At 67.7% G+C, this 15,677-nt stretch carries 15 protein-coding genes; 1 reads left to right on the forward strand and 14 read right to left on the reverse strand.

What is annotated here, in order from left to right:
* Window positions 1-106: 106 nt before the first annotated feature.
* From QNJ12_RS20600 to arc, 9 genes are all read right to left on the reverse strand, one after another.
* A complete protein-coding gene (locus QNJ12_RS20600; RefSeq protein ID WP_300625542.1) occupies window positions 107-1,279 on the reverse strand; it encodes an LLM class flavin-dependent oxidoreductase in 1,173 nt (390 codons plus the stop codon).
* A 78-nt stretch (window positions 1,280-1,357) separates the two neighbouring features.
* The gene (locus QNJ12_RS20605) at window positions 1,358-4,978 is read right to left on the reverse strand and encodes a hydantoinase B/oxoprolinase family protein (RefSeq protein ID WP_300625544.1); all 3,621 of its coding nucleotides are present in this window, start codon (window positions 4,976-4,978) and stop codon (window positions 1,358-1,360) included.
* Between the two features lie 81 nt (window positions 4,979-5,059).
* Complete coding sequence (locus tag QNJ12_RS20610; protein WP_300625546.1) at window positions 5,060-5,821, reverse strand: LamB/YcsF family protein; 762 nt, start codon at window positions 5,819-5,821, stop codon at window positions 5,060-5,062.
* A 36-nt stretch (window positions 5,822-5,857) separates the two neighbouring features.
* Window positions 5,858-6,541, reverse strand: coding sequence for a proteasome subunit alpha (gene prcA, locus QNJ12_RS20615; RefSeq protein WP_300625547.1), 684 nt, complete (start codon window positions 6,539-6,541; stop codon window positions 5,858-5,860).
* 64 nt (window positions 6,542-6,605) lie between these two features.
* Window positions 6,606-7,382, reverse strand: a complete 777-nt coding sequence (gene prcB / locus QNJ12_RS20620; protein WP_300625570.1) for a proteasome subunit beta — start codon at window positions 7,380-7,382, stop codon at window positions 6,606-6,608.
* A gap of 9 nt (window positions 7,383-7,391) precedes the next feature.
* The gene (locus QNJ12_RS20625; protein ID WP_300625549.1) at window positions 7,392-7,589 is read right to left on the reverse strand and encodes a ubiquitin-like protein Pup; all 198 of its coding nucleotides are present in this window, start codon (window positions 7,587-7,589) and stop codon (window positions 7,392-7,394) included.
* Window positions 7,590-7,601: 12 nt separating this feature from the next.
* Window positions 7,602-9,086, reverse strand: coding sequence for a depupylase/deamidase Dop (gene dop, locus QNJ12_RS20630; RefSeq protein WP_300625551.1), 1,485 nt, complete (start codon window positions 9,084-9,086; stop codon window positions 7,602-7,604).
* A gap of 224 nt (window positions 9,087-9,310) precedes the next feature.
* Entirely contained in the window at window positions 9,311-9,727 is a 417-nt protein-coding gene (locus tag QNJ12_RS20635) for a hypothetical protein (RefSeq protein ID WP_300625553.1), read from the reverse strand.
* 15 nt (window positions 9,728-9,742) lie between these two features.
* Complete coding sequence (gene arc, locus QNJ12_RS20640; RefSeq protein ID WP_367281826.1) at window positions 9,743-11,440, reverse strand: proteasome ATPase; 1,698 nt, start codon at window positions 11,438-11,440, stop codon at window positions 9,743-9,745.
* A gap of 184 nt (window positions 11,441-11,624) precedes the next feature.
* On the opposite strand from arc, the gene QNJ12_RS20645 reads away from it, so the two are divergent.
* Window positions 11,625-11,870 carry a ferredoxin gene (locus tag QNJ12_RS20645; protein WP_300625557.1) on the forward strand — a complete coding sequence of 82 codons (246 nt, stop codon included), beginning with the start codon at window positions 11,625-11,627 and terminating at the stop codon, window positions 11,868-11,870.
* A gap of 169 nt (window positions 11,871-12,039) precedes the next feature.
* On the opposite strand, the gene QNJ12_RS20650 is transcribed toward QNJ12_RS20645, so the two are convergent.
* From QNJ12_RS20650 to QNJ12_RS20670, 5 genes are all read right to left on the reverse strand, one after another.
* Window positions 12,040-12,651: a peroxiredoxin gene (locus tag QNJ12_RS20650; RefSeq protein ID WP_300625559.1), complete on the reverse strand. Its 612-nt coding sequence runs from the start codon at window positions 12,649-12,651 to the stop codon at window positions 12,040-12,042.
* Entirely contained in the window at window positions 12,644-13,240 is a 597-nt protein-coding gene (locus QNJ12_RS20655; RefSeq protein WP_300625561.1) for a MauE/DoxX family redox-associated membrane protein, read from the reverse strand. Before QNJ12_RS20655 ends, QNJ12_RS20650 begins: the two co-directional genes overlap by 8 nt.
* Window positions 13,241-13,267: 27 nt before the next feature.
* The gene (locus tag QNJ12_RS20660) at window positions 13,268-14,152 is read right to left on the reverse strand and encodes a hypothetical protein (protein ID WP_300625564.1); all 885 of its coding nucleotides are present in this window, start codon (window positions 14,150-14,152) and stop codon (window positions 13,268-13,270) included.
* A gap of 35 nt (window positions 14,153-14,187) precedes the next feature.
* On the reverse strand, window positions 14,188-15,234 hold the full coding sequence (locus QNJ12_RS20665; protein ID WP_300625566.1) for a hypothetical protein: 1,047 nt from the start codon (window positions 15,232-15,234) through the stop codon (window positions 14,188-14,190).
* A 21-nt stretch (window positions 15,235-15,255) separates the two neighbouring features.
* Window positions 15,256-15,677: ATP-binding cassette domain-containing protein (locus tag QNJ12_RS20670; RefSeq protein ID WP_300625568.1), on the reverse strand; the 422-nt coding region annotated here is incomplete at its 5' end.

Here is a 15,677-nt window from a genome sequence, read left to right on the forward strand (position 1 = left end):
CTGAGTCGGAGCTGAGGTCGTCGAGCGCAAGGCAGCCGAGCGCCCGAGTTGCCTCCGGGCAACGAGCGGCCGACGGCAACGAAGCGATCGACGAGCTCAGCCCGACTCAGCCCGACTCGGAGAGTTCGGCCTCGTGCTTCTCGATCATGTCGGTGACCGCCTGCATGTTCCGCTCGGCGAGGTGCTCACGCGCCGCCCGCGCGCGGCCCTTGGCATCGAGCGTGCTCGCTGCGTGCCCCTGGAGCCGCGGGAACACCTCCTGGGCGATCAGCTCGTAGCTGCGGTGTGTCGCCGCGGGGTTGGCCCACTCGTGCGCCAGGGTCATGTAGCAGCCGAAGCCGCCGGACTGCTTCTGGAGACGCTCGATCTGCTCGATCGCGTCGTCCGGCGTGCCGATCGACCCGAGTCCCGACTCGTTGACGAAGTCGATCGCACCACGGACGGCGTCGGAGTCGCCGACAGCCATCTGCGGGAAGGCGGCGGTGTGCTGGAAGTAGTCGAACCACTGGACGATGCCGTGCTCGACGTCGCGGTACGCCTGCTCGCGGGTCTCGGCGATGTGCATCAGGCCGACGAGGCGCCACTTCGAACGGTCGGCGGCCGTGCCGAACTTGGCAGCCCGCTCCTCCATCACGTCCCAGTGCAGTCCGAGCACGTCGAACCCCTCGGACTGGGTGGCCCCGATCGACAACAAGCCGATGCCGTGCTTGCCGGCCAGCCGCGGCCCCGTCGGCGATGCGACCGCCGGCACTGCGACGTCGAACAACGGGTTCGAGTACGGCCGCAGATGCAGGCGCGCATCGGTGAGGTTCCACATCTTGGTCTGGCTGGTGACCGGCTCGTCGCTGGTCAACAGCTGCATGATCACCTCGAGCCCCTCTTCGAGCAGCGGGCGCGTCTCGGTCGGGTCGAGGCCGAGCATCACCGCGTCGGTCGGCAGCGAACCGGGGCCGAGCCCCAGCATGAACCGGCCGCGGGTCATGTGGTCGAGCTGCACGGCACGCTCGGCGATCATGTACGGGTTGTGATAGGCGACCGAGATCACGCCGGTACCGAGCTTGATGTGCTTGGTCCGCTCGGCCGCCGCTGCGATGAAGATCTCCGGTGAGGCGATGATCTCCGAGCCGGCCGAGTGGTGCTCGCCGATCCACGCCTCGTCCCACCCGAGTTTGTCGAGGTGTTCGACGAGCTCGAGGTCCCGTTCGATCGCGAGCGTGGGGTTCTCCCCCGCACGATGGAACGGCGCCATGAAGATGCCGAAGCGCAGACGGTCGGACATGTCAACCACCCCCAGGGGTCGAGTGAAACCGGTGTGGAGAAGCTACATCGGCACCCGGATGCGGGTCCCACCGAGGTGTCAACTCGGTGCGCCGAACCCGCCGCCTCCCGGTGTCTCGATCTCGAAACGGTCACCGGTCTCGACATCGACCTGCGCGTTGCCGGCCAGTTCGACCGCCGTGCCGTCGGCGCGCAGGACCCGGTTCCGGCCCACCGCGCCGGGGCGCCCGCCAGCGACGCCGTACGGTTCGACGACCCGGCGCGAGGACAGGATGTTGACCTGCATCGGCTCGCCGAACCGGACGCGTCGCACGACGCCGTCGCCGCCACGGTGGGCGCCTGCGCCTCCGGAGCCACGCCGGATGTGGAACGCCTCGACGAGGACGGGATGTCGCCACTCGAGCACTTCGGGGTCGGTGAGCCGCGAGTTGGTCATGTGGGTGTGCACGGCATCGCAGCCGTCCCGGCGGTTCGTCGCACCGGCGCCGCCGCAGATCGTCTCGTAGAACTGGTGGTCGTCGTTGCCCCAGGTGAAGTTGTTCATCGTCCCCTGGGACGCAGCGACCACCCCGAGCGCCCCGAACAGCGTGTCGACGATCAGCTGCGACGTCTCGACGTTGCCGGCGATCACCGCCGCCGGATGGCGCGGGTTGACCATGCTCGCCTCGGGGAGCACGACCTCGAGTGGCGTCATCGAGCCCGCGTTCAGCGGGATGTCGTCGTCGACGAGGCAGCGGAACACGTAGAGCACGGCGGCGTGCGCAATGGCGGCGGGCGCGTTGTAGTTGCCCGGGTGGGTATCGCTCGTCCCGGCGAAGTCGATGGTGGCCGAGCGGGCACCGTGGTCGACCCGGATCGTCACGCACACACGGTGACCGTCGTCGGTCTCGCAGGTGAACTCGCTGTCGCTGAGCGCGTCGATCACTCGTCGCACCGACTCCTCGGCGTTGTCCATGACGTGCCCCATGTAGGCATGGACGACGGCGAGGCCGTAGTGGTCGATCACCTCGAGCAGCTCGGTCGTGCCCTTCTCGCAGGCCGCGACCTGGGCCTTGAGGTCGGCGACGTTCTGGTCGGGGTTTCGAGCCGGGTAGCGGCCCGACGCGAGCAGCAGCCGGAGCTCGTCCTCGCGGAACCGGCCATCGGCGATGAGCAGGAAGTTGTCGATCAGCACCCCCTCCTGCTCGACCGACGTGCTGATCGCCGGCGCCGACCCGGGCGTCATCCCACCGATGTCGGCGTGATGCCCTCGTGACGCGACGAAGAAGATCGGTGTCGATCGATCCTCGCCGAAGACCGGCTTGACCACCGTGATGTCGGGCAGGTGCGTACCACCGTTGTACGGGGCGTTCATCACGAACACCTGACCCGGCCCCATGGCGGGGTTCTGCTCGATGATCGACTTGATCGACTCGCTCATCGACCCGAGGTGGACGGGGATGTGAGGGGCGTTGGCGATGAGATCTCCGGTCGCATCGAACACGGCACACGAGAAGTCGAGCCGTTCCTTGATGTTGACCGAGGCCGCGGTGTTGCTGAGCACGACACCCATCTGCTCGGCGACGTTCATGAACAGATTGTTGAAGATCTCGAGCTGTACCGGGTCGACGTCGGTCCCGATCGCAGCCGTCTTCTCCAGTGGCTCCACGCGCTCGAGGATCAGGTCGCCGTTCGCCGTGACCCGGCCCTGCCAGCCAGGCTCGATCACGGTGGTCGCCGTGGACTCGACCAGGACCGCCGGCCCGTCGACCAGGGCGCCGGGCCGCAACGCGGCACGATCCCAGAACGGCGTGTCGTCCCATCTGCCGCCCATCGACGTCGGGTGCGTGCCGAGCCGAGGCTCACCTGACGCGGCGGCGACCCCCGAGAGGTCGACCGCCGCGGCGGAACCGACCGCCTCGACCTGGATGGACTCGACGATCAGGTCGCGGTCCCGCGACGTGAACCCGAAGCGACCGAGGTGCGTCGCTTCGAACCGCCGCGTCAGCTCGGCGAGATCGCCGTCCGCGACGTGGAGCGTCGTGTCGGAGCCGGCGTAACGGAGCGCGACTCGCCGGACCAGTTCGACGTCCTCGTCCCGCACGGCCTGCTCGCTGAGACCATCTCGCCCCCGCCGTTCGAGCGCCTCCCAGGCCGGAGCCAGCGCATCGAGGCACGACGCGCTGAGCGTCGCCTCCACCGCGTGGTCGAAGACCTGCCGCACGTCGGCCAGCCCGATGCCCAGTGCCGACAGCACTCCGGCGAGCGGGTGGATGTGCACCTGCGTGATGCCCAACCGGTCGGCGACGAGGCACGCATGCTGGCCGCCTGCGCCGCCGAAGCACGTGAGCGCGTAGTCGGTGATGTCGTGCCCCCGCTGCACCGAGATCTTCTTGATCGCGTTGGCCATGTTGTCGACGGCGATGTCGAGGAAGCCGCCGGCGACCCCGTCGACGTCGTGCGGCGTGCCGGTCGCGTCGGAGATCTCGGCGGCGAGCCGGGCAAAGGCGTCCCGGGCGGCATGCACCTGGAGCGGCTCGTCGCCGCGCGCACCGAAGGCACGCGGGAAGTACTCCGGTCGGAGCTTGCCCAGCACGACGTTGCAGTCGGTGATGGCCAGCGGACCGCCGCGTCCGTAGCACGCCGGTCCCGGGTCGGCACCGGCCGAGTCGGGGCCGACCCGCATCCGGGCCCCGTCGAAGTGGAGGACCGAGCCGCCCCCTGCCGCGACGGTGTGGATGTGGATCATCGGGGCCCGGACCCTGACGCCCGCAACCTCGGTCTCGTAGGTGCGTTCGAGCTCGCCGCTGAAGTGCGACACGTCGGTCGACGTGCCGCCCATGTCGAAGCCGATCAGCCGGTCGAAGCCGGCCGCCCGACCGGTGCGCACCATGCCGACCACGCCGCCTGCGGGGCCCGAGAGCAGCGCATCCTTGCCCCGGAAGCGATGTGCGTCGGCCAACCCGCCGTTGGACTGCATGAACATCAGCCGCGGCCCGTGCTGCTCGGGACGCAGGCGCTCGTCCACCCGACGGACGTACCGACGCAGGATCGGCGAGAGGTACGCGTCGACGACCGTCGTGTCCCCCCGTGAGACCAGCTTCATGAGCGGGCTCACCTCGTGGCTCACCGACACCTGCTCGAACCCGACCTCGATCGCGATCGACCCGATGCGCTGCTCGTGCTCGGTGTGCCGATAGCCGTGCATCAGTGCGATCGCGACGGAGGAGAACCCGTCGTCGCGCGCCGAGCCGAGGGCCGCCCGGACCTCGTCGTCGTCGAGCGGTCGAAGCACGGTGCCATCGGCGGCGACCCGTTCGTCGATCTCGATCACCCGGCTGTACAGCATGTCGGGCAGCACGATGTCGAGGGCGAACAGGTCGGGACGCGCCTGGTAGCCGATCCGCAGCGCGTCGCCGAAGCCCCGGGTCGTCACGAACACGGTCGGCTCGCCGGCGCGCTCGAGCAACGCGTTGGTGGCGACGGTCGTCCCCATCTTCACGACGTCGACCACGCCGGACGGGATCGGCTCGCCGGCGGGGAGATCGAGCAGTTCCCGGATTCCCTGCACGGCCGCGTCGTCGTAGCGGCGGGGGTTCTCGGACAGGAGCTTGTGCGTCGCCGTCGAGCCGTCGGGGCGACGTGCAACCACGTCGGTGAAGGTCCCGCCACGGTCGATCCAGAACTGCCAACCGTCGAGCTCGGTCACCACGACTCCCATCGGTTGTGCACGCCTCGATCACGAAGGTGTGGATGCCGACCGACGACCCGTGTCACGACCACTCCGACCCCGTGCGCCCGCCTAGACCACGAAGGCGTGGATGCCGACCGATGCGTCTTCGAGGCCGGCTCGAACCGCCCTCGCCAATGCCACCAGACCGGGCGTCTGCCCGTCGATGCAGATCGAACGAGCAGGTATCGCCAGCGTCGTGCCGTCGACTGCCTCGACCTCTCGACGGGTTGCGATCGCAATGGCTCGATTCGCCACCGTCGTCGGCTCGGTCACCAGGGCGGCCGGCTCGCTGCGAGGGACGAGCCGGCCGTCTGCGAGGTACGCGAGATGCGCGGACGCCTCGACGACCGGTTCCATGCCCAATGCGTCGACGACGGCGAGGAGCGGCGAGCCCGCTGCACCCAGCACCGCCAGCGACGGGTCGAACTCGTGCGCCGCCTCACCGACCGCCTCGGCGTGCTCGGGCCGCGTGAGGCAGGCGTCGTACAGCGCGGCGTGCGGCTTGACGTAGCCGACCCCGGCGCCGGCGACCTGAGCGAAGCCGTCGAGGGCCCCGAGCTGATAGAGCACCGCATCACGGAGCTCGCCCGGGTCGATGTCGATGAAGCGACGCCCGAAGCCCTGCAGGTCCGGGTACGCGACCAGCGCACCGATCGTGACGTTCCGATCGGCGGCGCCATGGCACGCGCGCCGCATCGCCGACGGATCCCCGGCGTGGAACCCGCAGGCCACGTTGGCACTGCTGACCAGCTCGAGCATCGACTCGTCGGCGCCGTGTGCCCACGTCCCGAACGACGCGCCGATGTCTCCGTTGAGGTCGATCGCGGTCACGGTGGCGAGCGTAGACGGGGCCACGGCCCGTCGAGGTCAGCCCTCGGCCAGGATCGCCGTGACGCGCTCGTCGTCGACACGCCGGAAGCAGCGCCGGCCGTTGCCGCGGATCAGCGCGGCGACCTCGAGCTCGGCCGGCGGCAGCTCGCGCTCGGATCCGCTCAGCGACTCGACGCCGAGGCGCACCGCCGCGTCCAACTCGAGACCGGCCGTGAAGCCGGCCTGCAGTCGCTCGTTGATGGCATCGGCGTCGCCGCCGAGCACCGCGGTGTCGCGCTGATCCATCACCGTGCCGTCGTAGAGGATGTGGAACATCTGATCGCCGTCGGCCTCGAGACCGACCTCGGCGACGAGGATCTCGACCTCCATCGGCTTCATCTCGTGGGTGAAGATGTTGCCGAGGATCTGCGCGTACTGGTTGGCCAGCGTGCGGGCGTCGACGTCGTCGCGGGAGTACTGGTAGCCCTTGAGGTCGGCGGCGCGGATGCCGGCGACGCGGAGCTGATCGAACTCGTTGTACTTCCCGACGCCGGCGAAGGCGATGCGGTCGTAGATCTCGCTCACCTTGCGGAGCGTCTCGGACGGGTTCTCGGCGATGATCGCGATGCCTTCGGTGTACCGGATGGCGACGAGGGCGCGGCCTCGGGCGATGCCCTTCCGGGCGTAGTCGGCCCGATCCTTCATCACCTGCTCGGGTGCGACGTAGAACGGTGTCGTCATCGCAGCCCCCGATCGGCGATGACCGGAGGAGTACGCCGCCGACGCAGCGGAGCCGATGAGGCCGTCATCGCGCCTGCACCTCGGACGCGAGTCGCTGGAACCGCGGTGCCAGGTCGTCGTCGTCGACCGGTTGCCAGCCGTCGGCGGTGACCGTGGCGACGATCGGGTAGATGCCGCGCAGCGCGTCGGGCCCACCGGTGGCCGAATCGGCGTCGGCCGCCTCCCAGAGGCTCTTCACAGCGAGGTCGATCGCGTCGTCGCGGCTCAGGTCGCCGCGGAACCCGACCTTGATCACCGTGCCGGCGTGCATGCTGCCCGAGCCGGTGGCGACGTACTCACGCTCTTCGTAGCGGCCGCCGGTGACGTCGTAGGCCCACAGTCGACCGACGTCGCGCTGGAGGTCGTAGCCGGCGAACAGCGGCACGACGACCATGCCCTGCATCGCTGCTGGCAGGTTGCCGCGAACCATCATCGAGAGCTGATTGGCCTTGCCCTCGAGGCTGAGCGGCGAGCCCTCGACCTTCTCGTAGTGCTCGAGTTGCAGCTGGAAGAGCCGGATCATCTCCATCGCCGGACCTGCGGCCCCCGCGATGGCGACACCGCTGAAGCTGTCGGCCTGAACGACCTTCTCCATCGAACGATGACTGATGAGGTTGCCCGACGTGGCGCGCCGGTCGCCGGCCATCACCACGCCATCGGAGTAGCGCAGGGCGACACACGTGGTGGCGTGCGGGACCTCGAGGTCACCGTCGCCGGTCGATGGATCCGACCCGATGCCGACGCGACGCAGCAGTTCGGGGAAGTTCGAACCCGGGTCGTCGCCGGGTTCGAAGAACGGCATCGCCACCGGTTACTGACCGCCCTTCTGGACGTACGACTTGACGAAGTCCTCGGCGTTGGTCTCGAGCACCTCGTCGATCTCGTCGAGCAGGTCGTCGAGCTCGGCCTTCAGCTTCTCGCCCGACTCGCTGGTCGCCGGCGCGGCTTCTTCGACGACCTCTTCGGTGCGTTCGGGTGTCGGCTTCTGCTTGTGGGTTCGTTCGGCCATCTCGATCCCTCCCTATGCACCGAGCCGGTCGAGCAGCTCGGTGACGGAGTCGCTGTCGTCGATCAAGCTACCCACGTGATCGGCGGTCCCACGCAATGGTTCGAGCATCGGGACGCGCCGCAGCGGGTCGCGGCCGACGTCGAACACCAGCGAGTCCCAGTTGGCGGCAACGATGTCGTCGGGGAACTTCTGCAGGCAACGACCCCGGAAGTAGGCCCGCGTCGTCGTGGGCGGCTGGGTCATGGCGTCGGTCGCAGCGGCGGGATCGACCATGGTGTCGAGCCCGGCTCGCAGCGCGAGGCAACGTTCGGGGCGGAGGTCGTGATACTGCAGGTCGATCGCCTTGAGCTTGGCCGAGTCGGCGGGGAGGTCGTGCCGCTCACGGAACCCACTGACGAGGCGTTGCTTGGCGACCCAGTCGACCCAGTGGGCGACCGAATCGACATCGCGCTCGAGGCCCGAGAGCACCGCCTCCCACCGCTCGAGCAGGTCGGCGCCCACGGCCTCGCCGACGATGGCGAGCCCGTGTGTCTGCTCGTACTTCTGCGCCCGCTCGAGCAGGCCCCACTGGATCTCGAGCGCCGTGGCCCGGCTGCCGTCGCGCAGCATGATCGTCCGCTTGAGCGTCGGGTCGTGGCTCACCTGGCGGATCGCAGGAACGGGCTGTCCCAGCAACAGGTCGTCGCCGAGCTGGTCGTCCTCGATCATCCCCAGCACGATCGACGTCGTGCCCACCTTGAGGTACGTCGCGACCTCGCTCATGTTCGCATCGCCGACGATCACGTGGAGGCGGCGGTACTTCTGTGAGTCGCAGTGCGGCTCGTCGCGGGTGTTGACGATCGGGCGCTTCAGCGTGGTCTCGAGCCCGACCTCCTCTTCGAAGAAGTCGGCCCGCTGACTCAGCTGGTAGACGACGTCACCTGGCCGTCGGTTCGGCTGCTCGCAACCCACCTTGCCGGCACCGCAGAAGACCTGCCGCGTCACGAAGTGCGGGGTGATCTGGCTGGCGATCCGACCGAACGGCGTCTCGCGGCTCATGAGGTAGTTCTCGTGGCAGCCGTAGCTGTTGCCCTTGCCGTCGGAGTTGTTCTTGTGGACCACGAGCTCGGCGCCGTCGCCGAGCACGTCGGCGGCGTACGCCATCGACGCCCTGACGATCTCGTCGGCTGCGCGGTCCCAGACAACCGCCTCGGCGGCGGTGGTGACCTCGGGGATCGAGATCTCGGGGTGGGCGTGATCGACGTAGTACCGGGCGCCGTTCGGCAGCACGGCGTTGACGAGCGACGTCTCGATCTCGGGGGCGAAGATGTCGTCGAGGTTGAAGCCGCGTGCATCGTTCGCCGGCGTCTCGTCCTCGAAGTCCCACCCGACCTTCCGCGACGTCGCGTTGACGTAGGCGTTGATGAGCAGCGACGACGCCGAGACGGGGTTGTTGTCGGCGCCGCGGACGACGATGCCGTACTCGGTCTCGATGCCGCAGACCTTCGGGATCGCCATGGCGGAACCCTAACCCGAGGCCGGGGGGATGACGCTGCGGACACTGCGGCGGCTGCGCACGCCGGCGTTCCCCGAGCCTCGTTCACGAGCCACCATCTGGCACGGTGCAGCACCCGGCCCGGCGCTCACGCGTTCGCCACGGGAGCGCTGCGCCGGGGGAACATGGTGGCCTGCGGCGGTGGTCGGCCCGTCCGCCTGAGCACGGAGCAGGGCGAGCGGCCGCGTCAGGACTCGACCGGGAAGTCCCTGAGCCACCGCCGGATGTCTCGTGGGCTCACGAGGATGTTGGCGGGGATCAACCGAGTGCTCTCGTCGTCGACGACTCGCAGCAACGTCGAACGGGTGCGCGGGTCGAGGTCGATCGTCGTGGCGACCCCCCGCATGACCCGGTCGCGATCGCCCAGGCGCGGCAGGTGGACGTCATCGCCCTCGACGCGCCAGTGACGGGCGCAGATCGCGTAGTCGACGATCTCGCGGAGGCCGACGAGCACGGCCAGCGCACAGACCACTCGCAACCACGTCGGGAGCCCACCACCGACCACGAGTGCGGCCAGCAGGACCATCGAGGACACGAAGACGATGATCCGGACGATCGACCGCCACGTTCGAGGCAGCAGCAGCTGGTCGGTGACCCCGTCCACGGCGGTGACCCCCGCCTAGAGGTACTGCCCGGTCTGCACCTGCTCGATGCTGCGACCGCCCATCGGACCCTCGTCGGTCTCCTCGCTGATGAGCGTGCGGATGAAGACGATGCGTTCGCCCTTCTTGCCGGAGATCTTCGCCCAGTCGTCGGGGTTGGTGGTGTTCGGCAGGTCCTCGTGCTCCTTGTACTCCTGCTTGATCGACGCGACGAGGTCCTCGGTGCACACCCCGCTCGACCCGCCGCCGATGACCCGCTTGATCGCCAGCTTCTTCGCGCGCCGAACGATGTTCTCGATCATCGCGCCGGACGCGAAGTCCTTGTAGTAGAGGATCTCCTTGTCGCCGTTCTGGTAGGTCACCTCGAGGAACCGGTTGGCGTCGTCGTCGCGGTACATCTCGTCGACCGTGGCCGCGATCATGTCGGGCACCTCCTCGCCGTCGGCGATCGGGATCTCGTCGGTCAGGTAGCGGGCGAAGATCTGGGTCGCGGCGTCGGCCGACGGGCGCTCGATCTTGATCTTCACGTCGAGTCGGCCGGGCCGCAGGATCGCCGGGTCGATCAGGTCTTCGCGGTTGGTCGCACCGATGACGATGACGTTGCGGAGACCCTCGACGCCGTCGATCTCGGCGAGCAGCTGGGGCACGATCGTCGACTCCATGTCGGAGCTGATGCCCGAACCGCGGGTTCGGAACATCGAGTCCATCTCGTCGAAGAACACGATGACGGGCCAGCCCTCCTCGCTCTTCTCGCGTGCCCGCTGGAACACCAACCGGATCTGGCGTTCGGTCTCACCGACGTACTTGTTGAGGAGCTCGGGCCCCTTGATGTTGATGAAGTACGAGCGGCCCTTGCCTTCGCCGATCTTGTCGGCCACCTTCTTCGCCAGCGAGTTGGCGACCGCCTTCGCGATCAGCGTCTTGCCGCAACCCGGCGGCCCGTACAGCAGGATGCCCTTCGGTGCGGGCAGGCGATGCTCGGCGAACAGCTCCTGATGGAGGAACGGCAGCTCGACGGCGTCGGCGATCGCCTCGATCTGGTCGTCGAGACCGCCGATGTCCTGGTACGAGATGTCGGGCACCTCCTCGAGCAGCAGGTCCTCGACCTCGGGGCGGGGCAGCTTCTCGAGCAGCAGGTTCGTGCGCGGGTCGAGCCGCATCATGTCGCCGTTGCGGAGTCGCATGCCGCGGATCACACTGGCGAGCTCGCAGACGCGCTCCTCGTCGGCGCGGCCGATGACGACGGCGCGCACGCCGTCCTCCATGACCTCTTTCAGGGTCACGACCTCGCCGGTGATCTCGGGATGGCGGGCCTCGATCACGTTGAACGACTCGTTGAGCGCCACCTCGGCGCCGAGGTCGAGCAGCTCGTGTTCGATCTCGGGGTGCAGCTGCACCTTCATCTTCCGGCCGCTGCTCTGGACGTCGACGGTGCCGTCATCGTTCTTGCCGACCACGACGCCGTACGCAGACGGCGGCTGCGTCAGCTTGTCGACCTCGTCGCGCAGCGTCGCGATGTGCTCGCGGGCCTCGCGGAGCGTGTAGCTCAGCTTCTCGTTCTGCGCCGTCGTCTGCGCGAGTTGGCCCTTGGTCTCGAGCAGCCGCTCCTCGAGCGCACGCACGCGATTCGGCGTGTCGGCCAGGCGCGAGCGGAGGTGGGCGTTCTCCTCGCCGAGCACTGCGACCTGCGCCTCGAGCGCGGCCGCGTCGGCGATGGCCTGTTCGGCCTCGTCGTGTGTCTCGTCCGGTTTCGCCACAGCTACCTCCCCGGGCCGGTGGAGCGATCGATCCGGAACTTACACCGATCGGTTCGCGTCGCAGCATCATGCATGTTTCCACGACCAGCTCCGGGTAAACTCGTCCTCACCATCACACCTCTGCAAGGAGACACGAAATCACATGAAGGTCTGGATCGACCAGGATCTCTGCACCGGCGACGGTCTGTGCGAGGAAATCGCCCCCGACGTGTTCGTCCTGCTCGACGACGGCCTGGCCTACGTGGTCGAGGGCGACAAGATCTTCGCGGAGGCGAAGGGCAACCCGCAGGGCGCCGAGGGGCTCGCCGAGTTCCCCGACAGCCAGCTCGACGCCGTCATCGAATCCGCCGAGGAGTGCCCCGGCGAGTGCATCTTCATCGAGCCCTGACCGCACACGCGACCACGTCTGCTGACCGACTCGACGGCCCGGCCTCGTGCCGGGCCGTTGCGCGTGCACCCACGAGCGTCGAGGTCGACGTCGAGCGAGTGCGGCCACTCCGTGGAACTCACCGCCCGGATCGCGGCCACGCGCCTCGGGCCGAACCCACACCCAGGGATCAGCTGCCCATCCACGGAGCCAGGCGACGATAGCCCTCCCAGTTCCGCCGCCACTCGACCCACTCGGGCGCGACCAGGAGTGACCGAGCTCGCACGACTCCGAACTCGTCGACCAACACGAACGCGGGCGTGCCTCCACTCGGGTTGTAGGTCTCGACGAAGCTCGACTGGGCCGCCGCGACCACGAGGACGGGGAGCTCCACCGTCACGCCGTCGCGGGACTCCAGCAGGTCGAGCCACGACGTCGTTTCCATCACCTCCATGTCACTCACGAGGACGAACTCCACACCATCGGCCTCCTTGGCCTTCGGTGCGAGTTGCTGGACGTCCGGGATCGCTTTGCCGCACTCGTTGCAGAGGGGCGACACGAAGACAAAGGCCACGCGCCTGCCGCGGAAGTCGTCGCTGCTCACGAGCCGCCCGTCGATCGACTTCGCACGGAAGTCGGGCGCAGGTTCGCCGATCGGCAACTCGTCCCGCTGCTGCTTGACGTACCGTAGGCGTTCGGCGTTGCGCTGCCTGATCCAGACCATCACGCGGATGAGCATGCCCAGGTTGACGAGAACCAGTCCCCACAACGCCACGAGGCTTGCGACGTAGAAGTCATCCATGCGCTGCTCCCGACAGGTGGTCATCGCGAACTCTGGGCGAGTCGAGGGAGTAGGACCCGAGCAGCGTCTCGACGAGGGTTCGCGCGTTGATGACGACGACCACGAGCGCCAATCCCATTGCGGCGGAGAGCAGCGACGGCCAGAAGAGCAGCGGCCCGCTGGCGTGCCGGCCCACCAGAAGAGCACCCACACCGCAGCTGATCAACAGGCCGTTGCGTGCGACGTCGTATCCAGACACGAGATCGGTGCTCGATCCGAAGCAATTGCAGCCGATCCGAAGGCGCCGGCCAAGGACCGAGAGGAGCGCGACCGAGTAGGCGAGTAGGAGCGCGATGCCCGCCACGAGGCCGATCGACGTCGTCCAGGTACCGGGCCGGCGGAGAAGCAGTGCGATGATCAAGATCTCCACACCCACGAGCGCCGCGGCGGTCGGCATGCTCGATCGCGCATCCAGGATGCGAAAGGCAGTGATCGTGGCGACGAAACGTCTGAACCGGCTGACGCTAAAAACCTTCGAAGCGAGCGATATCGCGAATGCCCAGCCGATCGCACTCTGAAGCAGCAACGAGACGTGCATTGATGTTTCCACAAGATCCTCCGTTCTCTCACGAGCCATCTATGTCTCGGTCAGCTCCCAGTTCGTCTCGTGAACGAGGAGGCGACCGTGCGGCGACGAGTCCTGCGATGCCGATTCCACTTGAACCGACCGTCGCTGCGCCCGGAACTCAGCACGCGCGACGATGCCGTTCAACGTCTCATCTCGCGCCATCGCATGCTGAGCGCCCTGCACGAGGTCCCAGATCAGCCGTTCCACCTTCTCGGACGGTTCGACCACGTTCAGGCCCATCGCGACGGCGTCCGAGCGGGTGAACTGCGCGTCGTGAACCGTCGATGCTCCCATCAGCAGGTCGATCGTCGCCTCGAGCTCGCACGGCTCGGCACCTGGGATCTGATGGCGCAGCAGCTCCGTCGCGACACGTCTCGTGTAGCTGGTCACCCGGTAGGCGTAGCCGAGCGTCGGTGGGAAGACAGCCTGGGCGAGCAACGCCAGGACCTGGATCCGATCCTCAGGTCGAGTGACGTCGAACCACTCCTGAGCGAGATTGCGGAAGGCTTTGACGTCTTCGGCACCGATCTCGCCGGGGCCACGCGGTTGCGCCTGGGGCGCCGACGAGATCTGGGCATCGATCGGACTCAGCTCGGCCATACGTCCGAGCACGAGCTCGTCGGCGCCGAGGCAGACGAGTGTGCCCGCAGACCGTGCCTTGTAGGGCACCAAGACGACGAGCACGTCGCAGAACTCACGGGCGATCAGGACGAGCCGTCTGGCCGCGGACACCGATCCTCCGACGGTGTTCAGCACCAGTCCGAGTCGACCCGTCGGGCCGAGCCGACGAAGACACTCGTACAGCATCCGCACCGCTTGGTCTTCCAGCGGAGCGTGCACGAGGGCCACCGGGTGACCGATCTCCTGCTCCAACTCACCTTGCTGGTTTGGCATGTGGAACTCCCCTCGGTGCGTCGGACCGTGCCGAGCTACGTGCTCGATCCGCGTAGGAGCGCTGCGGCGAGCGCGGACGTCATCTTCAACTCGGGCGCCAACTTCTCGACCCAGATGAACTGGCCGTTTGGATTCAACTCCAGGAAGACATCGTCGCCGTCAGGGGTCTCGACGAGGTCTATCGCGGCGAACTGCAGCCCATAGCTGGTGGTCAAGTCCCGACAGAGCTGCTCGGTCTCTGGCCGGAGAATGGCGGCTGAATAGGGAATGTCGAGCCCGCCCTTGGTCCAGTTCCGCCAGTCGACCTTGGTGCCGTCGGCCGCCTGGGAGTCGATCCTCGCTGCGAAGATCTCATCACCGATGATCGTGACGCGATACTCGCATCGCTTCGGCACGTGCTCCTGGAAGAGTCCGGGAACCAGACGCACCCCACCCAGCTCTTCGAGTTCGGACGGTCCGATCGCAGTGGTCTTCGTCTCACGGAGCGCGTCGATCTCGGCGTTCGGCGACTTCTCCGAGAGGGCGACGGCGCCGAGCAAGGGGTCCGTCATCACCTTGTAGACGATCTTCCCGTTGCACTCCTCGTAGAAGCTCGCAACTGCCTCCGGTGAGTTGCTGACGATCGTCCTCGGGACCGTTGCACCCATGCGCTTCGCGCGAACCAGCTGCTCCAGCTTCCAGGCCGCGGCGCGATTCTTCTCGGGGTGGTTCATCCAATAGGTCTCGAGCAAGGACCACACCGAGCCGAAGAACTGGTCGAACTCACCCTTGCCGAACTCCCGCTCCTGCGCGGAGAGGTCGGGCGGTAGGCCGTAGTAGTGGCTCGGCTTCCGCCACCACACCGACTTCACCGTGCCGTCGTCGACGAGGCCACCGTGATGGAAGACCATCGACCAGTTCCACATCGACTCTGAACGCGGTTCCAGCGAGAAGCCGAGCGAGACGTCCATCGTGAGATCCTCGGAGTACAGGACGACGGCGTCGGTCGTGCTCTTGAGCAGCTCCTTCATGACGTCATCGACGTGAGCGTCACCGCGGGCGCTGACGATCAGGACGGTGTCCTTCCCTCGCCTGCCGTTCATCTCAGCTCCTTCCACCGCCGACTACCGATAGGCGGCACTCTGCTTGTTGTACATGCGCGCATAGGTGCCGCCTCTCGCGAGCAACTCGTCGTGTGACCCTTCTTCGGACACGACGCCGTCTTCCACGACCACGATCCGGTCGGCCATCCGGGCGGTCGAGAATCGGTGGGAGACGACGATCGATGTACGCGCGACGCTCGACTCGGCCAAGGCACAGGCGAGTCGCTGTTCCGCGTCGGCGTCGAGGGTTGCCGTCGGCTCGTCCAGCAGCAGCAGCCCCCCGTCGGCGAAGTAGGCCCGGGCGAGAGCTAGGCGCTGCCACTGCCCACCGGAGAGGAGCGTACCCTCGCCCTCACGGTCGAGCAGGAAGATCCGCGACAGCATCGTCTGCAGACCGTCCGGTAGGCGTTCGAGATCGTCGAGCACGTCGGCCTGTCGGGCGG

Origin of the sequence: Ilumatobacter sp., assembly GCF_030065885.1 — a bacterium.
In the GTDB taxonomy this organism is placed as follows: Bacteria; Actinomycetota; Acidimicrobiia; order Acidimicrobiales; family Ilumatobacteraceae; genus Ilumatobacter.